At 41.8% G+C, this 19,701-nt stretch carries 25 protein-coding genes; 24 read left to right on the forward strand and 1 reads right to left on the reverse strand.

The window, feature by feature from the left end; genetic code table 11:
* Positions 1-108 precede the first annotated feature (108 nt).
* Positions 109-513: an antimicrobial peptide LCI gene (locus tag M1D84_RS08100; RefSeq protein WP_224426704.1), complete on the forward strand. Its 405-nt coding sequence runs from the start codon at positions 109-111 to the stop codon at positions 511-513.
* A gap of 135 nt (positions 514-648) precedes the next feature.
* Here M1D84_RS08100 and M1D84_RS08105 read toward each other — a convergent pair whose 3' ends face one another.
* The gene (locus M1D84_RS08105; protein WP_270127884.1) at positions 649-1,572 is read right to left on the reverse strand and encodes an aldo/keto reductase; all 924 of its coding nucleotides are present in this window, start codon (positions 1,570-1,572) and stop codon (positions 649-651) included.
* A 168-nt stretch (positions 1,573-1,740) separates the two neighbouring features.
* On the opposite strand from M1D84_RS08105, the gene M1D84_RS08110 reads away from it, so the two are divergent.
* The 23 genes from M1D84_RS08110 to lysA all read left to right on the forward strand — a co-directional run bounded on the left by M1D84_RS08110 (position 1,741) and on the right by lysA (position 19,693).
* Entirely contained in the window at positions 1,741-2,298 is a 558-nt protein-coding gene (locus M1D84_RS08110; protein WP_133744171.1) for an NUDIX hydrolase, read from the forward strand.
* Positions 2,295-3,476, forward strand: coding sequence for a TIGR00375 family protein (locus M1D84_RS08115; protein WP_133744170.1), 1,182 nt, complete (start codon positions 2,295-2,297; stop codon positions 3,474-3,476). The genes M1D84_RS08110 and M1D84_RS08115 overlap by 4 nt, the downstream gene beginning before the upstream one ends.
* Positions 3,463-3,915, forward strand: coding sequence for a GNAT family N-acetyltransferase (locus M1D84_RS08120; RefSeq protein WP_133744169.1), 453 nt, complete (start codon positions 3,463-3,465; stop codon positions 3,913-3,915). Before M1D84_RS08115 ends, M1D84_RS08120 begins: the two co-directional genes overlap by 14 nt.
* Before the next feature lie 67 nt (positions 3,916-3,982).
* A complete protein-coding gene (locus M1D84_RS08125; protein WP_024422875.1) occupies positions 3,983-4,204 on the forward strand; it encodes a hypothetical protein in 222 nt (73 codons plus the stop codon).
* 110 nt (positions 4,205-4,314) lie between these two features.
* A complete protein-coding gene (locus tag M1D84_RS08130; RefSeq protein ID WP_133744168.1) occupies positions 4,315-5,445 on the forward strand; it encodes a S8 family peptidase in 1,131 nt (376 codons plus the stop codon).
* A gap of 116 nt (positions 5,446-5,561) precedes the next feature.
* Positions 5,562-6,206, forward strand: a complete 645-nt coding sequence (gene spoIIM / locus M1D84_RS08135; RefSeq protein WP_024422873.1) for a stage II sporulation protein M — start codon at positions 5,562-5,564, stop codon at positions 6,204-6,206.
* A 110-nt stretch (positions 6,207-6,316) separates the two neighbouring features.
* Entirely contained in the window at positions 6,317-6,769 is a 453-nt protein-coding gene (fur, locus tag M1D84_RS08140) for a ferric iron uptake transcriptional regulator (RefSeq protein WP_024422872.1), read from the forward strand.
* Positions 6,770-6,886: 117 nt separating this feature from the next.
* Positions 6,887-7,114 carry a YqzK family protein gene (locus M1D84_RS08145; RefSeq protein ID WP_024428058.1) on the forward strand — a complete coding sequence of 76 codons (228 nt, stop codon included), beginning with the start codon at positions 6,887-6,889 and terminating at the stop codon, positions 7,112-7,114.
* A 6-nt stretch (positions 7,115-7,120) separates the two neighbouring features.
* The gene (gene xerD, locus M1D84_RS08150) at positions 7,121-8,011 is read left to right on the forward strand and encodes a site-specific tyrosine recombinase XerD (RefSeq protein ID WP_458106435.1); all 891 of its coding nucleotides are present in this window, start codon (positions 7,121-7,123) and stop codon (positions 8,009-8,011) included.
* Between the two features lie 153 nt (positions 8,012-8,164).
* A complete protein-coding gene (gene deoB / locus M1D84_RS08155) occupies positions 8,165-9,349 on the forward strand; it encodes a phosphopentomutase (protein ID WP_024422869.1) in 1,185 nt (394 codons plus the stop codon).
* An 11-nt stretch (positions 9,350-9,360) separates the two neighbouring features.
* Entirely contained in the window at positions 9,361-10,173 is an 813-nt protein-coding gene (locus tag M1D84_RS08160; RefSeq protein ID WP_056767204.1) for a purine-nucleoside phosphorylase, read from the forward strand.
* A 158-nt stretch (positions 10,174-10,331) separates the two neighbouring features.
* Positions 10,332-11,486 carry a D-alanyl-D-alanine carboxypeptidase family protein gene (locus M1D84_RS08165; RefSeq protein ID WP_370880883.1) on the forward strand — a complete coding sequence of 385 codons (1,155 nt, stop codon included), beginning with the start codon at positions 10,332-10,334 and terminating at the stop codon, positions 11,484-11,486.
* Positions 11,487-11,646: 160 nt separating this feature from the next.
* On the forward strand, positions 11,647-12,000 hold the full coding sequence (gene spoIIAA, locus M1D84_RS08170) for an anti-sigma F factor antagonist (protein WP_024422866.1): 354 nt from the start codon (positions 11,647-11,649) through the stop codon (positions 11,998-12,000).
* Positions 11,997-12,437: an anti-sigma F factor gene (gene spoIIAB, locus M1D84_RS08175; protein ID WP_024422865.1), complete on the forward strand. Its 441-nt coding sequence runs from the start codon at positions 11,997-11,999 to the stop codon at positions 12,435-12,437. The genes spoIIAA and spoIIAB overlap by 4 nt, the downstream gene beginning before the upstream one ends.
* Positions 12,438-12,450: 13 nt before the next feature.
* Complete coding sequence (gene sigF / locus M1D84_RS08180) at positions 12,451-13,218, forward strand: RNA polymerase sporulation sigma factor SigF (RefSeq protein WP_024422864.1); 768 nt, start codon at positions 12,451-12,453, stop codon at positions 13,216-13,218.
* A 114-nt stretch (positions 13,219-13,332) separates the two neighbouring features.
* Positions 13,333-13,953 carry a stage V sporulation protein AA gene (locus M1D84_RS08185; protein WP_024422863.1) on the forward strand — a complete coding sequence of 207 codons (621 nt, stop codon included), beginning with the start codon at positions 13,333-13,335 and terminating at the stop codon, positions 13,951-13,953.
* The gene (locus M1D84_RS08190) at positions 13,943-14,359 is read left to right on the forward strand and encodes a stage V sporulation protein AB (RefSeq protein ID WP_024422862.1); all 417 of its coding nucleotides are present in this window, start codon (positions 13,943-13,945) and stop codon (positions 14,357-14,359) included. The genes M1D84_RS08185 and M1D84_RS08190 overlap by 11 nt, the downstream gene beginning before the upstream one ends.
* A 20-nt stretch (positions 14,360-14,379) precedes the next feature.
* Complete coding sequence (gene spoVAC, locus M1D84_RS08195) at positions 14,380-14,832, forward strand: stage V sporulation protein AC (RefSeq protein ID WP_024422861.1); 453 nt, start codon at positions 14,380-14,382, stop codon at positions 14,830-14,832.
* Between the two features lie 12 nt (positions 14,833-14,844).
* Positions 14,845-15,861 (forward strand): stage V sporulation protein AD, encoded by a 1,017-nt coding sequence (gene spoVAD, locus M1D84_RS08200; RefSeq protein WP_024428061.1) that lies wholly within the window; start codon positions 14,845-14,847, stop codon positions 15,859-15,861.
* Positions 15,861-16,211: a stage V sporulation protein AE gene (gene spoVAE, locus M1D84_RS08205; protein ID WP_007501045.1), complete on the forward strand. Its 351-nt coding sequence runs from the start codon at positions 15,861-15,863 to the stop codon at positions 16,209-16,211. The genes spoVAD and spoVAE overlap by 1 nt, the downstream gene beginning before the upstream one ends.
* Before the next feature lie 6 nt (positions 16,212-16,217).
* Positions 16,218-16,826 carry a stage V sporulation protein AE gene (locus tag M1D84_RS08210; protein ID WP_024422859.1) on the forward strand — a complete coding sequence of 203 codons (609 nt, stop codon included), beginning with the start codon at positions 16,218-16,220 and terminating at the stop codon, positions 16,824-16,826.
* Positions 16,780-18,252 carry a spore germination protein gene (locus M1D84_RS08215; protein ID WP_044332806.1) on the forward strand — a complete coding sequence of 491 codons (1,473 nt, stop codon included), beginning with the start codon at positions 16,780-16,782 and terminating at the stop codon, positions 18,250-18,252. The genes M1D84_RS08210 and M1D84_RS08215 overlap by 47 nt, the downstream gene beginning before the upstream one ends.
* 115 nt (positions 18,253-18,367) lie before the next feature.
* Positions 18,368-19,693, forward strand: a complete 1,326-nt coding sequence (gene lysA / locus M1D84_RS08220; RefSeq protein WP_458106466.1) for a diaminopimelate decarboxylase — start codon at positions 18,368-18,370, stop codon at positions 19,691-19,693.
* Positions 19,694-19,701: the final 8 nt, after the last annotated feature.

A 19,701-nucleotide genomic window follows, 5' to 3' on the forward strand; every position in this document is an offset into this window, starting at 1 on the left:
AGCGCTTCTTCCCTCTTCACATCACTTCATTTCAGAATTGTGACAGTATGATATCTACAGTCAAACGAACGAAATCCCATAACTTATGTTTAAGATAGAAGTAAAAAGGTGAGTATTGAATTATTTAAATTCCTTTTTATTGAAAATATGGTCATTAAGACCCTTTTGATAGAGGATCATTCTCCTTATAATGAAGGTGTATTACAAAATTTGGGAATGGAGATGATTCACATGAAATTGAGAAAAACAATGGCTGGAGTCGCTTTATCTTTAGGATTGCTTTTACCTGTTTCTGGACAAGCTCTTGCTACAAATGATTTAACGAATGCTGATTTGAGTACAAAGGCTACTTCAATTGTAGATTGTTCTGTAACCCCTTTTAAAGGCGCAAGTAATCGGCTATGTATGTATTCAGATAATGGTTCTTTTGCAAATAGTTTCAGTCGCTTTGGTACTACATTTTATCTTAAAGGCAAATCTGGAAATTATGCATATTATGAAAGTGCAAGATAAGGACAACGGGGCTTTTAGCCCCTCCTCATTTTTAATAGAGAAACACTAGCATCATACATACGCTAAAATAAAAAGATTGTAGAAAAACATGAGTTCTTCTACAATCTGAGAGATCACATCATGTGATCTTTTTTGTTATTTGAACCGGTGCGCCTCATACACAGATGGTTTTGTATAGTAAGTTAATGCTTTGACTTCTTGGTCACTTAATGAACGTGCATTTGCTGCTGCTATATTTTCTTTTAACTGATCCACTGAGCTTGCACCAAATACAACGGAACTGACCGCAGAATGTTTCAGTATATACTGAATGGACAGTTCAGTGAGTGATAGGTCATAAGCGACTTTCTTTAAAGAAGGAATGATCTGCTGGAGCTCTTCAAATGAATATTGAAGATAGCCGTTTTTTTGAATCGCTGCACTTGCTTGAGAAAGTGGCTTTTCAGTTAATAATCCTTTCGCTAAAGGACCTCTTGCGACGACACTAATGCTTTGTTCTTCAAGAAGTGAGAACCATTCTTCTGGGCGGCGGTCGAGTAAACTATATTGCATCATCACGCTTACGATATTGGACTTTTTGGCATATTCTTTAATGACATTTGGACGGATAGATGAAATGCCATAATAGCGAATAACGCCTTCCTCTACTAATTCTTCAAAAGCCTCAATCGTTTCATCAATGGGGTCATCAATCGTGCCTCCGTGCAATTGATATAAATCAATATAATCTGTTTGAAGCCGCTTGAGGCTTTGTTTTACTGCTTCCTTTATGTACGCTTTTGAAGGATCCCAGTCCCAGCCTGGTTTGCCTTTTTCAAAGCGGTTGCCGCCTTTTGTCGCCAAAATCAAATCCTGCCGTCTGTTTTTAATGGCTTCCCCGACAATTTCCTCATTTGTCCCAAAATCATATAAATCGGCTGTATCCAAATAGTTAATTCCGAGATCAATGGCCTCATCTAATAAAGAGAGCGCTTTTTCTTTTTCCGTCCCAAGAGACATGCATCCTAGTGCCGCCTCGCTCACTAAGAGATCTGAGGTGCCAATTCGTCTTTTTTTCAATTCCATCACACTCCTATCCTTTCACATTAAGTGAAAAAAATCAGGAATTCAAGCTAGGTGATTTCAAATGGCGCATTGAAGCAAGCGTTTCGCTTTTCGCTTCTCTTAAATCATCTATGTTAAAATAAATGAAGTAAAAAGTGAAAGTAGAACGAGGAGCTGACAAAATTGAAGGACTTTGAAGAAAAAACATTATCGTCGAAAGAATTATACAACGGAAAAATCATTGATTTGGTTCTTGAAGATGTAGAATTGCCTAATGGAAAACAAGGCAAACGCGAAATCATTAAACATCCTGGTGCAGTAGCCGTCATTGCACGTACAGACGAAAATAAAATCATCTTGGTCAAACAATACCGTAAAGCACTAGAGAGAGCCATCGTTGAAATTCCGGCCGGAAAACTAGAAAAAGGGGAAGAGCCGGCACATACAGCATTAAGAGAATTAGAAGAAGAAACAGGATATACAACTCAGAAGCTTCAAAAGCTGACGGCCTTTTATACATCACCTGGTTTTGCAGATGAAATTGTTCACATCTATCTAGCAGATCAGCTAGTTCCGCTTGAAGAAAAAAGAGAGCTGGATGAAGATGAATTTGTCGAAGTAATGGAAGTTTCATTAGAAGAAGCCTTGCACCTCATTGAAGAGCAGCATATTTATGATGCAAAAACAGCCTATGCCATTCAGTACTTACAACTGCAAGAGGTACTTGAGTCAACAAAATGAAGGAATTTTTTGCAGACATCCATATCCATATTGGCAGAACAAGAACAGGCAGAGCTGTCAAAATTACAGGTGCAAGGTCACTGACAATTGATCAAATTCTTATTGAAGCAGCAGAAAGTAAAGGGATGGGGATGATTGGTGTGATTGATGCACAATCTCCAGAAGTCCTAGAAGAATTAATAGAAGGTGTAGAGGAAGGCAGGTACACTGAACTAAATGACGGCGGTCTATCATTTGGAGAGACAGTGCTGCTTTTGGGCAGTGAATTAGAAATCAATGATGACTATTCAAAGGGTCCAATTCATGTGCTGGCATTTATGCCCACACTACACAAAATGTCTGAGTTTTCCGCATGGCTTTCGCTTCATATGAAAAATGTGCATTTGAGTTCACAGCGCCTCTATGTTGATGGGAAAACACTTCAGCGCAAGGTTAAGGAGCTGGGAGGATTGTTTATTCCTGCTCATATTTTCACGCCGCATAAAAGTCTATACGGCAAAGGGGTCAACACTTCTTTAACGGAAGTATTTGATCCTGACCTTATTGATGCTGTTGAGCTTGGTCTTAGCTGTGATACGTCAATGGCGTCTCAGCTGAGTGAGCTGAACCGGTATCCCTTTTTAACGAATTCAGATGCTCATTCTTTAGGGAAAATCGCGCGAGAATATACAAAAATCAAAATGGATCATGCCTCTTTTGCCGAATTCAAGCTAGCCCTTGAAGAAAAAGATGGTAGAGCTGTCACAGGAAATTATGGGCTTGCTCCGCGGCTTGGGAAGTATTATCATACGACCTGCGAAAAATGCGGGGTTAGACCTCACGCACCAGATCAAAAAGAGTGCCATGTATGCGGACATACACGGATGACAAAAGGAGTAAGTGAACGTTTAGAAGAGCTTGCTGACCAAGAAAGTGAAAAAAGAACGAGACCTCCTTATGTTCATCAGCTTCCGCTTCAGTTTATTCCGGGAGTTGGACCTAAAACACTGGAGAAGCTAAAAGCCGTGTTTCACACAGAGATGAATATTTTACATCAAGCAACAGAACAAGAACTAAAAGCCGTTCTGCCAGAAAAGACAGCGGGCTACATCATCAAAGCAAGGAAGGGCGAAGTCGGACTCATCGCTGGTGGAGGCGGAGTGTACGGTAAGGTGGATATCAATCATGAGTCACATTAAATGGACATGTCACACATTTGAACAATTGTCAAAAGAGGATCTTTACTTGATTCTCATGGAAAGAGTCAACGTGTTTGTTGTAGAACAAACATGCCCTTACCCTGAAATTGATCACAGGGACAAAGAAGCGCTTCATCTCATCGCAAAAGAGAACGGCGTCATTGTGGCGTATTGCCGAATTTTCCAAAACGGGATCATGTACAAAGAGGCGTCCATCGGCCGCGTTCTTGTGACGCAGGCCGGCCGGAAAAAAGGCTATGGAAAGCTGCTGCTCATCAAGGCTTTAGAAAAGCTTAGTGAATTAGGTGAAACAAGTGTCAAAATACAGGCGCAAGCCTACCTGAAGTCATTTTACGAATCATTTGGTTTCAAGGCCGTCTCAGATGTTTATGATGAAGATGGGATTCCGCATCTTGATATGGTGAAAACAGAAAGATAGACGATATACGTCTATCTTTTTTATGGAACATCGTGTATCATAACGTCAACGAAAGGGGTTTTGCCAAATGGGAAAAAGCAGAGCAAAGAAAAAACGAGAGCATATCCAAAGGCAGCACAGCCGAAATCCAGAACTGTCGAGAGGAAACATGCCGCATTTTAGCACACACGAAAGGAAGACAAAAACAAAACAAGAAGCCTTGCAGCATATGATGAAAAAACATAAAGGACGAAATGCTTATGATCACTATCAAGAGGATCATAAGCATTTTTATTTTGCTTTTTTGTGACAACTAGATCAAATAAATGGAAAATTTTAAAAAATAGGACAAACGGTCGTTTCTTTTTGTCTAAAAATGTAGTTAAATGACAAAAAGAAACGAAAGGGAGAGTGAGTATCGTGAACGTCAAGTCATTTGGAGCAGGGCTTTGTATGACAAGTGTGCTTGTGGCATCGGTCATGTTTGGCGCGTCAGATATTTCTGCAAAGGAGCAAGCAAAAAAAGAGTACATGATCGGCTTTTCTTCTTCCGTTCAAGACAAAACACAAAAACAGCTTGTAGAAGAAGCTGGCGGGCATGTGAAAGAATCCATAGAGCAAATAGATATGATGAAAGTGTCAATGAATGAGACTTCGAAAAAGAAACTGAATGAAGCAAAAGAAGTGACCTTCATCGAGGAAGACCAAAAAGCAAAAACTAGCGGTCAAACTGTTCCATACGGCATCAAAAGCATCAAAGCACAAAAGGTACATAAACAAGGATACGCTGGACAGAATGTCAAAGTAGCCGTTCTTGACAGCGGCATCGACGGTAAACATGAGGATTTACATGTCACCGGCGGGGTGAGCTTTGTACCGGCAGAGTCTGATCCGCTTGTTGATCCGCATGAACATGGAACGCATGTGGCAGGCACAATTGCTGCATTAGATAATAAGGTAGGTGTCGTTGGTGTTGCGCCAAAAGCTTCTATCTATGCTGTCAAGGTGGCAGATGAAAATGGTGACGGCTACTATAGCTGGATCATAAAAGGGATTGAATGGGCCATTGAGAATGACATGGATGTCATCAATATTAGTATGGGGGGAGCAAGTGAATCTGAGGCGCTGAAAGAAGCGGTAGATCGAGCGTATGATAAAGGGATTCTCATTGTGGCTTCTGCAGGGAATGAAGGAAGCTATGGTTCTCTCAATACGATTGACTATCCGGCTAAATACAGCTCAGTGATGGCGGTTGCTTCTGTTGACCAAAAAAAGCAAAGAGCCTTTGATTCATCAGTTGGCGAGGAAATCGAAGTCTCAGCACCAGGCGTTTCAACGCTGAGCACCATTCCTCATAACGAATACGGCTACATGAGCGGAACGTCAATGGCATCACCGCATGTAGCGGGCGCTGCGGCTGTCATTCTATCAAAACATCCGAATCTGACAAACGATGAAGTACGCGAGAGATTGTCAAAAACGGCGACAAAGCTTGGAGAACCTTTTTATTATGGTGCCGGGCTTGTGAACGTACAAAAAGCCGCACGATAAATGAAAAAGAGAAAGCAGTGAGCAGGCTGCTTTCTCTTTTTTCTTTCAATAAAACTGTCATGTTTCGTAATCTCTCTCATAGAATCTAGTAACCTTACTATTTGGGAGGAAGACACATGCGGAAAAAGTCTTGGAAGGAGCATCTTCTTCAGCACGTAAAAGATCATCTCTCGATTTATTTATTTGTCTCTGTACTCTTTTTAATGGGTGTGATCTTCGGGGCCATCATTGTCAATAGCATGACATTCAGCCAGAAAGAGGATTTATTCTATTATTTAAATCAATTTTTTGGTCAGCTGACAAATGAGAAAGCAGCAGAATCAAAAGAAATGTTTTTACAAAGCTTCCTGCATCATATGAAATATTTAGGCCTTATGTGGATTCTGGGAATCTCCATCGTTGGTCTGCCGCTTATCTTTCTTATGATCTTTTTAAAAGGAATTGTTGTGGGGTTTACTGTTGGTTTTCTCGTGAATCAAATGGGGCTGAGTGGATTTTTTCTCTCGTTCGTATCGGTGCTTCCGCAAAACATTTTACTCATTCCAGCCTATTTAGTAATTGGCACTTGTGCGATTGCGTTTTCCATCCGTCTCATTGGACAGCTCTTCATGAAAAAAACCATCAGTCAAGCACCCGTCCAGTGGTTTGGCCGGTATGCATCTGTTCTGCTGATGATTTTAGCGCTTGCTGCACTTTCGTCTTTTTTTGAATCGTACATATCATTCATGCTGATGAAAAAGCTGGCAGGTGTTCTTTTATAATTGTTCTTAATTAATAATCAATTTATTTATCAATTTAAAATGATTATAGTTGGCTCTCAGCACATCATTTGATATAATGATCAAGTAATGTGGCGTAGGAGGGAAAGTCAATGGAAAATAGGATTGATCGAATTAAGAAACAGCTTCATTCTTCCAGCTACAAGCTCACGCCACAGCGTGAAGCCACAGTAAGAGTACTGCTTGAGAATGAAGAAGACCATTTAAGTGCAGAAGATGTATACCTCCTCGTAAAAGAGAAGTCTCCTGAAATTGGTCTTGCTACTGTTTATCGGACGTTAGAATTGCTCACTGAACTGAAAGTTGTTGATAAAATTAACTTTGGAGACGGCGTTTCGCGATATGATCTTCGCAAAGAAGGAGCCGCTCACTTCCATCATCATCTTGTCTGCATGGAATGCGGAACAGTCGATGAGATAGAAGAAGATTTATTAGAAGATGTCGAAGAGATTATTGAACGTGACTGGAAATTTAAAATTAAGGATCATAGATTGACATTCCACGGCATTTGCCACCGGTGTCATGATGATGAATCCGGCAAATAATCCGAATTGGAACCTTTTCATTTAAGATGAAGAGGTTTTTTGCATTTTCGCTGTATATTCCTTGTCCCACCTGGCATATGCTGAAGTAATGAGAAGGTGAGAAAGGACTTGAAGATCATGCGAAAATGGCTCAAAACAACAGGTGAAGTGATCAAAGTATTTATCTTGTTCACTGGTTTTACCGTCCTGTTCTATTATGCTATGATATGGATAAATTCAGAATATGAAAGCTACCATCGTTATGATAAACCAGAGGGTGCAGCAATTAAAGTGATGGAAATGGATCAGCCGAATCAAGACAATTGGCAAGATCGATTGATTTATTTTTATCAAAACGGGGAGTAGAAATCATTGAACGATCAATTATCCGACTTTATTCATTTTATGACCGTAGAGAGAGGACTCTCTGAAAATACCATTGTTTCTTATAAAAGAGATTTACAAAACTACTTGTCTTTTTTAATGACACATGAACAGCTGACGGATATCAATGATGTCACGCGCCTGCATATCATTCATTATTTAAAGCAGCTAAAAGAGGAAGGGAAATCGAGTAAAACGTCTGTACGGCATCTATCATCGATCCGTTCCTTTCATCAATTTCTGCTTCGGGAAAAAGTGACAACGGATGACCCGTCCTGGAATATTGAAACGCAAAAAACAGAGCGGACTTTACCGAAAGTTCTATCATTAGGAGAGGTCGAAAAGCTGCTTGATACACCAAATCAGCACACTCCCTTTGACTACCGAGACAAAGCGATGCTTGAGCTCTTATATGCAACAGGCATTCGCGTCAGTGAAATGCTGGATCTGACCCTTGCCGATGTACACCTCACAATGGGCTTTGTCCGCTGTTTTGGAAAAGGAAGAAAAGAGCGTATTGTGCCAATCGGTGAAGCTGCTACAAGCGCGATTGAAGAATATCTCGAAAAGGGAAGAAGCAAGCTGTTAAAAAAACAGCCGTCCGATGCCCTATTTCTCAATCATCACGGGAAAAAAATGTCGCGCCAGGGCTTCTGGAAGAACTTAAAAAAACGAGCCATCGAAGCAGGGATTCAAAAGGAACTAACGCCTCATACGCTCAGGCATTCATTTGCTACACACCTGCTTGAAAACGGTGCGGACTTAAGAGCTGTACAGGAGATGCTCGGACATGCCGATATCTCGACAACACAAATTTATACACATGTGACGAAAACAAGACTGAAAGATGTGTATCACAAATTCCATCCAAGGGCATAAGTAAAGCATGACACAGTGAACGGGTGTCATGCTTTTTCATGTTTACACCGTTTATGGTTGTCAACTGGCTTGTAAACGGTTTATACTTGAGATGTCTGACCTCTCACTGTTTGTAAGGTCAAAAGACAAGAATATTGAAGGAGGCGCTTTTTAATGCCTGATTATCAGTATAAACGTATTTTCCTCGTCGTCATGGATTCAGTAGGAATTGGGGAAGCACCAGATGCTGCTGATTTTAATGATGTAGGTGCAGATACACTTGGACATATTGCTGAAAAAATGAACGGGCTTCATATGCCGAATATGGCGAAGCTTGGGCTGAGTCATATTAAAGAAATCAAAGGAATTCCAGCGGATGAAAAACCGCTTGCGTACTATGGAAAAATGCAAGAAGCATCAAACGGTAAAGACACAATGACAGGACACTGGGAAATCATGGGTCTTTACATAGACACACCGTTCAAAGTCTTTCCAGAAGGATTCCCAGATGAACTATTAAATGAACTAAAAGAAAAAACAGGCCGAGGTATTATTGGAAATAAACCTGCGTCTGGTACGGAAATTTTAGATGAGCTTGGCGAAGAGCACATGAAAACAGGTGATTTAATCGTTTATACATCTGCGGATTCTGTGCTGCAAATTGCTGCGCACGAAGAAGTTGTGCCATTAGATGAGCTTTACCGTATTTGTGAAATTGCCCGTGAACTTACATTAGATGAAAAATATATGGTTGGACGGATTATCGCTCGTCCGTTTGTCGGAGAGCCTGGCGCATTTGTTAGAACGCCAAACCGTCATGACTATGCGTTAAAACCATTTGACCGTACAGTCATGAATGAACTGAAAGATGATGGACTCGATGTCATTGCGATCGGAAAAATCTCTGATATTTATGACGGCGAGGGGATCACATCATCTCTTAGAACAAAATCAAACATGGATGGAATGGACAAGCTGGTCGATACACTTAAAACAGACTTTACAGGACTCAGCTTTTTAAACCTTGTTGATTTTGACGCTCTTTACGGACATAGAAGAGATCCAGAGGGTTATGGAAAAGCATTAGAGGAATTTGACGCGCGTCTTCCTGAAGTATTTGACCTGTTGAAAGAGGATGATCTTCTTGTGATCACAGCAGATCATGGTAATGACCCAGTTCATCACGGAACAGATCATACAAGAGAATATGTTCCGCTCATTGCTTACAGCAAAAAGCATCAGGAAGCAAATGAACTGCCAACAGCAAAAACGTTTGCTGATCTTGGGGCAACCGTTGCAGATAATTTCAAGATAGCGATGCCAAAATATGGAACAAGCTTTTTATCTAAACTTAAATAGGGGGAAATCTCGTGGGAGCACAGTTTTCAGAAGCGGCGGCATACATTAAACAAGCATCGACATATGTACCAACAGTTGGATTGATTTTAGGATCAGGGCTTGGCATTTTAGCAGATGAGATTGAAAATCCAATCAAAATAAAATATGAAGATATTCCTGGATTCCCTGTTTCAACAGTAGAGGGACATGCAGGGCAGCTCGTGATCGGAACGCTGAAAGGCACTGTCGTTTGCGCGATGCAAGGACGTTTTCATTTCTATGAAGGATATGATATGAAGCAAGTGACGTTTCCTGTCCGTGTGATGAAAGAAATTGGCATTGACACATGCATTGTCACAAATGCAGCCGGCGGTGTGAATACGTCATTCCGTCCAGGAGATCTCATGCTGATCACAGATCATATCAATATGATGGGAACCAATCCATTAATTGGCCCAAATGATAGTCAAGGCGTTCGTTTCCCTGATATGTCTGCACCGTACGATAAAGAATTGCTGGCACTTGCAGAAGAAACAGCCCAGCGTTTAGGCATATCTGTACAGCAAGGGGTTTATGCAGGGATGACAGGCCCTTCATATGAAACACCTGCTGAAGTTCGTTTCTTAAGAACACTTGGAGCAGATGCTGTTGGCATGTCGACAGTTCCAGAAGTTATTGTTGCGCGTCATGCAGGAATGAAAGTGCTTGGCATTTCATGCATTTCCAATGCGGCATCTGGTATTTTGGATCAGCCGCTGTCTCATGATGAAGTGATCGAAGTAACGGAAAAAGTGAAAGCAAGTTTTCTTGATTTAGTAAAAGACATTGTCAAACAACTTTCATAGCATGTGTCCAGAAGCCTTCTGCTACCCAAGCAGAAGGCTTTTTTATTTGTAATCATACGATCTCTGAATAAAACAGCCTGTATGAGGAAAAAATAGAAAGGATTACGATAATGGAGGTCTGCCACTTGAAACGTCATATATGTGCATTGTTTATTTTAATGATCCTTATCTCAATGGTTTCACCATCAGCGATAGCAAAAGAAAAGATTGAAAAACCAGGAGAAAAACAAACATCAGAATTGGCACACGAAGCCAAATCAGCGATCTTAATAGAACGTGACACGGGAAAGGTGCTTTACAACAAAAACAGCGATGAAAAGCTTGCACCCGCAAGTATGACCAAAATCATGACGATGCTTCTCATCATGGAAGCCATTGATCAGGGTAAACTAAAAATGACAGACAAGGTCAGAACGAGCGACTATGCAGCGTCCATGGGAGGGTCGCAAATCTTCCTTGAACCAGGAGAAGAAATGACCGTGAAAGAAATGCTGAAAGGCATTGCGATTGCTTCAGGTAATGATGCTTCAGTTGCCATGGCAGAGCATATTGCAGGATCTGAAGAACAGTTCGTTGAGCAGATGAACAAAAGGGCGAAAGAGCTTGGCCTTACCTCAACAGTCTTTCAAAACCCAACAGGACTTCCTGAAAAAGACCATTACAGCACAGCTCACGATATGGCAATAATGGCAAAAGAGCTGTTGAAATACGAACAAATCACCAAATTCACAGGTGTCTACGAAGACTATCTCCGGCAAAACACAGATAAAAAATTCTGGCTTGTCAACACAAACCGTCTAATTAAATTTTATCCAGGGGTCGATGGGGTGAAAACAGGTTTTACAGGTGAAGCGAAATACTGTTTAACTGCATCTGCTAAAAAAGGTAACATGCGCGTCATTGCGGTTGTCTTTGGCGCAAGCACGCCGAAAGACAGAAACGCTCAGGTAGTCAAAATGTTAGATTACGCATTTAGTCAATATACGACTCATCCGCTTTACAAAAGAGGGCAAGATGTGGCGGAGGTCAAAGTGAGCAAAGGGAAAAAGAAAAACATTCAGCTCGTTACTTCTGAACCGATCTCCCTTTTAACGAAAAAAGGCGAAAATGTGGATCAGATCAAAAAAGAAATCAAATTGTCTCATGATGTCAAGGCTCCATTTTCAAAAGGAACGGAACTTGGTACGATCGTCTTGAAAAAAGATGGAAAAGTGCTGCATGAAAGCCCTGTAGAAGCAAAAGAAGGAATGGAAAAGGCAAGCGTTTGGACTTTCTTCAAACGGGCGATGGCTGATTTCGTAAAATGGAAATAAAAGGCGAAAGGCTGCTGTAATTGGCAGTCTTTTTGCTATGAGGAAAAGAAAAGAACATCTAAATGTGACGAATGGTCACTAGTTTTGTCATGGTGAAGGATTTACTTTATATAAAAGAGAAACACTCTTTATCCGAAATTAGAGCAAGGAGGAATAAAAAATGAGCCTTGGTATTGATTTTCAAGTAAAAGAGAGCGTACTTTGCATTCGGTTAACAGGAGAGCTCGATCATCACTCCGCAGAAACATTGAGACAAAAGGTGACGAATTATTTGGAAACAGAGGACATTCGCCACATTGTGCTGAATCTAGCTGATTTATCGTTTATGGACAGCTCTGGACTCGGAGTGATTTTAGGAAGATATAAGGAAATTAAGCAGCTTGGCGGGGAAATGGTCGTCTGTGCCATCTCGCCAGCGGTGAACCGGTTATTTGATATGTCTGGCTTGTTTAAAATCATTCGGATGGAGCCTTCAGAACAAACGGCTTTGCAAACATTGGGGGTGGCATCATGAGAAATGAAATGAACCTGACTTTTTCGGCATTAAGCCAAAATGAATCGTTTGCGAGGGTGACAGTCGCGGCATTTATCGCTCAGCTTGATCCGACTTTAGATGAATTAACAGAAATCAAGACCGTCGTATCTGAGGCAGTGACAAACTCCATCATCCATGGCTATGATGGGAATCCAGATGGCAAGGTGCATATCCATGTCACATTAGATGATCATGTCGTTTACCTCACCATCCGTGATGAAGGTATGGGTATTACCGATCTTGAGGAAGCAAGACAGCCGCTTTTCACCACAAAACCAGACTTAGAGCGCTCTGGCATGGGCTTTACCATCATGGAGAATTTTATGGATGATGTCATGGTGGACTCATCTCCAGAAATGGGCACGACCATCCGTTTAACAAAGCATCTATCAAAAAGCAAAGCGCTTTGTAATTAAAGGAGCTGCTCATATGGATGTGGAGGTAAAAAAGCAAGCTAAAAAAGCCCAGCTGTCAAATGATGAAGTCAAAGAGCTCATCAAAAAAAGCCAAGACGGTGATCAGCAAGCAAGAGACCTCCTCGTAGAAAAAAACATGCGTCTTGTTTGGTCCGTTGTTCAGCGCTTTTTAAATAGGGGATATGAACCAGATGATCTATTTCAGATTGGCTGTATTGGACTGCTGAAATCTGTTGATAAATTTGATTTGTCATATGATGTAAAGTTTTCAACGTACGCCGTCCCTATGATCATTGGAGAAATTCAGCGATTCATTCGGGATGATGGAACGGTCAAAGTCAGCCGTTCATTAAAGGAACTCGGAAATAAAATTCGGCGGGCAAGGGATGAATTGTCTAAGTCTCATGGAAGAATGCCGACCGTTCAGGAAATTGCCGAATACCTTGATATCACACCAGAGGATGTTGTTCTCGCCCAAGAAGCAGTGCGCTCGCCATCATCCATTCATGAAACGGTGTATGAAAATGATGGGGATCCGATTACATTGCTTGATCAAATTGCCGATCATTCTGAGGAAAGATGGTTTGACAAAATCGCACTGAAAGAAGCGATCAAGGAATTAGAAGAACGGGAAAAACTTATTGTGTATTTAAGGTATTATAAAGACCAGACACAATCTGAGGTTGCAGAGAGACTTGGCATTTCACAAGTACAAGTCTCACGGCTTGAAAAGAAAATTTTAAAACAAATCCAAATGCAAATGGATCAAAAAGACAGCTAGCCAATTCGGCTGGCTTTTTTTGTGTGGTAATTACCGGTAAATCAAGTTCTATCAGTATGAGAACCATTTTTCACCACATACTATTTTTAACCCATCGTATAGGAAGTGACTTGGATGGACGGACAAATCTTTATTCGGCTGCGCCATCGAATCAAGACCGGTATTGATCAGCTCATTTATTTAGAGGATATCGCCCAAATCACTGGTGATGAGTTTGCTGTGCAAAAGCTTAGTAAAATGCCGGTGTATCATGTCAGCAAAAAGGATCGTCACATCGCCGTTCTTGATATCATGCATGTCGTCAAAACGATCAAAAAAACGTGGCCAGATATCGACATTCAAACCGTTGGCGGCTCTGAGGCCATTGTTGAAATTGATACAGGCAAACGCCAGCTTTCTCCCGTTTTATTTGTGTTTGTATGGCTCCTATTATTTGTTGGAGCGGCGCTTGCCATTATGAATTTCCACGAGGATGTCAGTATGCGTCTCGTTCATATCCGCCTATATGAAATGATCACAGGGAAAACGGTTGAGCATCCGTATTTATTACAAATTCCATATAGCTTTGGACTCGGTTTTGGCATGATTTTGTTTTTCAATCATGTATTTAAAAAGCGTTTAAATGAAGAACCAAGTCCGCTCGAAGTGGAAATGTTTAAATATCAGCTCGATCTCGATCATTATGTCGCACTCAATGAAAATAAAGAAACATTGAAGGATATCCATGATCGGTAAGTGGCTTTTTGTCGTACTCGTTGGACTTGGCGGCGGTTTAACGGTCGGAGCAGGATTTGTGGCTTTTCTTACAGTGCTTGGCATCATTCCCCGCTTAATGCAATTAACCAAAACGCAGCGCTTCATACAAGGGTACGAGGCGGCTGTTATTAGCGGGGCGGTTGTTGGCGGCTGGGCCACCTTAAGTCAAATACATCTTCATTTAACCAAATGGCTGGCGATGCCGGTCGGTCTTTTATCAGGCATCTTCGTCGGCATGCTTGCAGCTGCACTCACTGAAGTATTAAATGTACTTCCTATATTAACGAAAAGAATTGGAATGGACGGGAAAATTGTTTTGCTGCTCATGGCCATCGTCTTAGGAAAGGTATTTGGTTCACTATTTCATTGGCTTATTTATATTTAATCAATTGGAGGGAACAACACGTGTCGAGTTTAAAAGAGAACTATCCATCTAAGGTGAAAACGTATCAGCCCAAACCTCCTTATGTCCTCAACTGCATTAAGGCGTTTTTAGTTGGCGGTTTAATCTGTCTGATAGGGGAGGGGCTGCAACATTTCTATATCCACTTTTTTGATTTTAACGAAAAGACAGCAGGGAACCCGACAGTGGCGACCCTCATTTTAATTTCTTCTCTATTAACGGGTATCGGTATTTACGATAGAATCGGCCAGTTTGCTGGAGCCGGATCAGCTGTACCAGTGACAGGCTTTGCTAACAGTATGACAAGTGCTGCCCTTGAGCATAAAAGTGAAGGGCTTGTTTTAGGTGTTGCCACAAATATGTTTAAACTCGCTGGGAACGTTATTGTATTTGGTGTCGTTTCGGCATATGTCGTAGGGATCATTCGATACGTCTTGGAAAAGATGTTTTCGTAGGAGGAATGAAAGGTGAAACTAACAGGTAAACAATCTTGGGTATTTGAGCACAAGCTTTATGTCAATGCAGAAGGAACTGCTGCAGGACCGAAAGAAAAAGAAGGCCCGATTGGTCATTTAATTGATAAAACGTACGATGAAATGCACTGTGATCAAAAGAACTGGGAAATGGCTGAAAGGAAGCTCATGGATGATGCGATATCAACCGCTTTATCAAAAGCAAATTTGCAAAAAAGCGATATTGATCTTTTGCTGGCTGGAGATTTACTCAACCAGAACGTCACAGCAAACTATGTGGCAAGAGAGCTGAAGATCCCGTTTCTCTGCTTGTTTGGGGCATGCTCGACTTCAATGGAATCGGTCGCCATTGCGTCAGCACTCATTGATGGCGGCTTTGCAAATAGAGCCATCGCAGCAACAAGCAGTCACAATGCGACTGCAGAACGCCAATTTCGTAATCCGACAGAATACGGGGGACAAAAGCCAGATACAGCAACAAGTACCGTAACTGGTGGCGGAGCCGTTATTATCAGCCAAGAACCCTCTCAAATTCAAATTACGAGCGCAACGGTAGGCAGGGTCATGGATCTTGGCATTACAGATCCATTTGATATGGGATCGGCCATGGCACCAGCAGCGGCAGACACCATCAAGCAGCATTTAGAAGACTTAGGCAGAACAGTAGATGATTACGATTTGATTTTAACTGGAGATTTATCAGGCATTGGTTCACCGATCTTAAAGGATCTCTTGAAAGAAGAAGGCATTCAGCTTGGGCGAAAACACGATGATTGCGGTTTAATCATCTATACACCCGACCAAAACGTATTCGCTGGAGGCAGCGGCTGTGCTTGTTCAGCGGTTGTGACATTTAGTCATATTTTTCAAGAAATGAAAGCAGGGAATCTGCAAAGAGTACTCGTTGTGGCAACCGGGGCGTTACTCAGCCCAATGATGGTTCAGCAAAAAGAGACCATTCCAACCATTGCGCACGGTGTCGTATTTGAGCGTGCAGGAGGAGAGAGCTAATGGATTATCTTATCGCTTTTGTGGCAGGCGGACTTATTTGTGTCATTGGCCAGCTTTTGCTAGATGTACTCAAACTCACGCCTGCACATGTCATGACTACTTTTGTTGTGGCAGGTACCATTTTAGACGGATTCGGTATTTATGATAAATTTATTGAATTTGCAGGCGCGGGCGCAACCGTACCAATTGTCAGCTTTGGTCATAGCTTGCTTCATGGGGCCATGCATCAGGCAGATGTGCACGGATTCATCGGCATCGGTATCGGTATCTTTGAATTAACCTCTGCTGGAATATCAGCTGCGATTTTATTTTCATTTATTATCGCACTTATCTTTAAACCGAAAGGATAACCGAATATGGGGCAAAGACGGAAAGTCATTTTAGTGACAGACGGAGATATATATGCTGCCAAAACCATTGAGCTTGCCGCTAAAAACGTTGGCGGACGATGTATTTCCAGCTCAAAAGGAAATCCAAGCAAACGGACAGGACCTGAACTTGTTCAGATGATTTTAAAAACGCCGTATGATCCAGTCTTTGTGATGTTCGATGATTCTGGACTGACAGGTGAAGGAACAGGCGAGACAGCGATGAAACATGTGGCGCGCCACCCTGAAATCGAAGTCATTGGAGCGATCGCAGTTGCATCCAAGACGCACCAAGCCGAATGGACAAAGGTTCATGTCTCCATTGACCGGGAAGGTGAACTGACAGAATACGGTGTCGACAAACACGGTCTTCCCGAAATGGAGCCCCATAAAATGAGCGGTGATACAGTGTATTGTCTTGACTCCCTCAATCTTCCGTTAGTTGTCGGTATTGGAGATATTGGCAAGATGGGACGGAAAGATGATCTGAGCAAGGGATCTCCAATCACGATGAAAGCAGTGGAATTAATATTAGAAAGGAGTGGTTTCCATGAAGAAAGACAAGGTAAACGTGTACCGAGACCCGAAGAAAAATGAAGATTACTTCAAGGAAAATGTCGGAATGGGTCTCAGCTTTGACCTTGGTGTTCGGAAAATTTATATACACGATCAGGAAATCCAGCTTTACTATGTAAACGGATTGTGTGATACACAGTATATTATCTACTTATTAAAAGAGCTAATCGAAATCAATGACAACGAACCTGAAACCGATGATCTTGCACATGTAGTCGAGAACCGCCTTGTCAATCAGCAGGTCTCCAAGGTGGAAACGCTGGATGAAGCAGTGGATCAAGTACTGTCTGGGCTTGTAGCAGTCGTTGTAGAAGGTGAAAACTACGCCTTTATCATTGATGTTAGAAGCTATCCTGGCAGAATGCCTGAAGAGCCGGATACAGAAAAGGTGGTCCGGGGAGCAAGGGACGGCTTTGTTGAGAACATTATTGTGAATACAGCGCTTATTCGAAGAAGAGTGCGGGATGAAAAGCTGAGATACAAAATGCTCAAAGTAGGCGAACGTTCAAAAGCGGATGTTTGTGTTTGCTATATTGAAGATATTGCAGACCCTGACTTAGTAGATATTATAGAAAAAGAAGTATCAGGAATCAAAGTCGATGGGCTGACGATGTCTGATAAAACGATTGAAGAATTTATAATTAAGCAAGGATATAATCCCTTTCCGCTAGTGCGTTACACCGAGCGTCCGGATGTCGCCGCTAACCACATATTAGAAGGGCATGTCATCATCATTACAGATACATCCCCTAGTGTCATCATTACACCAACCACTATTTTTCACCACGTTCAGCATGCAGAAGAATACCGCCAGGCGCCTGCCGTTGGTACGTTCCTAAGATGGGTACGCTTTTTAGGCATTTTATGTTCTACCTTTCTTTTGCCGATTTGGTTTCTTTTTATTCTCGAACCAAATCTCCTGCCTGACAATTTAAGCTATATTGGGTTTAACAAACCTTCTCATATCCCTGTCATTCTCCAAGTATTTCTTGCTGATTTCGGGGTGGAGTTTTTAAGGATGGCAGCTATTCATACGCCAACCGCATTGTCGACTGCCATGGGGTTGATCGCGGCTGTTTTAATTGGACAAATCGCTATTGATGTCGGTTTATTTACACCAGAGGTCATCTTATACGTCTCGCTGGCGGCGATCGGTACCTTTACAACGCCAAGCTATGAGCTGAGTGTCGCCAATAAGATTGTAAGGCTCATCATCCTAGCACTAGTGGCGATCTTTAAGCTGAATGGACTCATCATTGGTTTTACGTTGTTAATCATTTATTTAACATCCATTCGTTCATTGCAGACGCCTTATATGTGGCCGTTCATTCCTTTCAATGGAAAGGCTTTGTGGCAAGTGCTGATTCGGACGTCTGTTCCTGGCTCAAAAGTAAGGCCGAGCATCGTTCACCCTCAAAACAGATCAAAAATTCCGCCAAATTCTTAACGCTCATTGAAAGTGGCTGAAGATTGTGATATTGTATTTTTAACTTTGAGACACGGCAAAAGGCAGCTCACGCAGCTGCCTTTTTTCAGCCGAAGCGGAGAAAGAGGGAATGACATTGTATTTACACGGCACTTGCAGACAAAATGAACTCGGTCATTTAGAAATTGGTGGTGTTGATGCTGTTTCTTTAGCTGAAACGTATGGGACACCACTTTATGTATATGATGTGGCTTTAATACGGGAGCGCGCAAAAAACTTTCAAAAAGCATTTATAGAAGAAGAATTAACGGCACAGGTTGCATATGCGAGTAAAGCATTTTCCTCCATCGCCATGTTTCAGCTTGCCAAAGAAGAAGGATTATCTCTTGATGTCGTATCAGGCGGTGAGCTTCACACAGCCATTTGCGCTGGATTCCCAGTAGAAAAAATTCATTTCCATGGCAATAATAAAAGCAGAGAAGAATTAAAAATGGCTTTAGAGCATGGGATCGGCTGTATTGTTGTGGATAATTTCTATGAAATGAAGCTCATTGAACAGCTTGGTCAAGAGCTGTCAAAAAAAGTGAAAGTATTGCTCCGCATCACGCCTGGTGTCGAAGCGCATACGCATGATTACATTACGACAGGTCAAGAGGATTCAAAATTTGGCTTTGATCTTCACAATGGACAAGCAGATGAAGCGGTGAAACAAGTGCTTGGTTCAGAAGTGATCGAGCTTTTAGGTGTTCATTGTCATATCGGTTCACAAATTTTTGATACGGCTGGTTTTGTCCTTGCAGCCGATAAAATCTTTTTGAAGCTGGATGAATGGAGAGAATCATTTGGTTTTATTTCTACGGTATTAAACTTAGGCGGCGGCTTTGGGATTCGTTATACAGAAGAGGATGAACCACTTCCTGCGACAGAATATGTCGAAAAAATTATCCAAGCTGTGAAAGAGAACGTGGCCCGCTACCAGTTCGATATGCCAGAGATTTGGATAGAACCAGGCCGTTCTCTTGTTGGAGATGCAGGGACGACTCTTTATACGGTCGGATCATCAAAACATGTACCTGGCATCCGTGATTATGTAGCGATAGATGGCGGAATGAGTGATAACATTCGTCCAGCTTTATATCAAGCGAAATATGAAGCCGCAAGTGCCAACAAAATGAGCCAAACGCATGATCAAACGGTTTCAATTGCCGGGAAATGCTGTGAAAGCGGAGATATGCTCATTTGGGATATCGATCTGCCAGAATTATCACAAGGAGATTTATTAGCTGTCTTTTGTACCGGAGCTTACGGCTATAGTATGTCAAACAACTATAACCGTATCCCGCGCCCAGCTGTTGTGTTTGTAGAAGACGGGGAAGCGCAGCTTGTGGTTGAGCGTGAAACATATGAGGACATTGTGAAACTTGATTTACCGTATCAATCAAAAGTGAAATCATCTACTTAAAAAAAGCC

This window comes from Bacillus sp. PK5-006 (assembly GCF_054161415.1).

Bases quoted from the DNA above. Each gene is read 5' to 3' on its own strand.
- M1D84_RS08145 (WP_024428058.1), top strand. From the start codon at position 6,887: ATGCGAAAATGGCTCAAAACAACAGGTGAAGTGATCAAAGTATTTATC.
- M1D84_RS08210 (WP_024422859.1), top strand. From the start codon at position 16,218: ATGGGGCAAAGACGGAAAGTCATTTTAGTGACAGACGGAGATATATAT.
- M1D84_RS08215 (WP_044332806.1), top strand. From the start codon at position 16,780: ATGAAGAAAGACAAGGTAAACGTGTACCGAGACCCGAAGAAAAATGAA.
- spoIIAB (WP_024422865.1), top strand. From the start codon at position 11,997: ATGAGAAATGAAATGAACCTGACTTTTTCGGCATTAAGCCAAAATGAA.
- M1D84_RS08115 (WP_133744170.1), top strand. From the start codon at position 2,295: ATGAAGGAATTTTTTGCAGACATCCATATCCATATTGGCAGAACAAGA.
- spoIIM (WP_024422873.1), top strand. From the start codon at position 5,562: ATGCGGAAAAAGTCTTGGAAGGAGCATCTTCTTCAGCACGTAAAAGAT.
- deoB (WP_024422869.1), top strand. From the start codon at position 8,165: ATGCCTGATTATCAGTATAAACGTATTTTCCTCGTCGTCATGGATTCA.
- fur (WP_024422872.1), top strand. From the start codon at position 6,317: ATGGAAAATAGGATTGATCGAATTAAGAAACAGCTTCATTCTTCCAGC.
- spoVAE (WP_007501045.1), top strand. From the start codon at position 15,861: ATGGATTATCTTATCGCTTTTGTGGCAGGCGGACTTATTTGTGTCATT.
- M1D84_RS08125 (WP_024422875.1), top strand. From the start codon at position 3,983: ATGGGAAAAAGCAGAGCAAAGAAAAAACGAGAGCATATCCAAAGGCAG.
- M1D84_RS08165 (WP_370880883.1), top strand. From the start codon at position 10,332: ATGATCCTTATCTCAATGGTTTCACCATCAGCGATAGCAAAAGAAAAG.
- M1D84_RS08120 (WP_133744169.1), top strand. From the start codon at position 3,463: ATGAGTCACATTAAATGGACATGTCACACATTTGAACAATTGTCAAAA.
- M1D84_RS08185 (WP_024422863.1), top strand. From the start codon at position 13,333: ATGGACGGACAAATCTTTATTCGGCTGCGCCATCGAATCAAGACCGGT.
- spoIIAA (WP_024422866.1), top strand. From the start codon at position 11,647: ATGAGCCTTGGTATTGATTTTCAAGTAAAAGAGAGCGTACTTTGCATT.
- sigF (WP_024422864.1), top strand. From the start codon at position 12,451: ATGGATGTGGAGGTAAAAAAGCAAGCTAAAAAAGCCCAGCTGTCAAAT.
- M1D84_RS08190 (WP_024422862.1), top strand. From the start codon at position 13,943: ATGATCGGTAAGTGGCTTTTTGTCGTACTCGTTGGACTTGGCGGCGGT.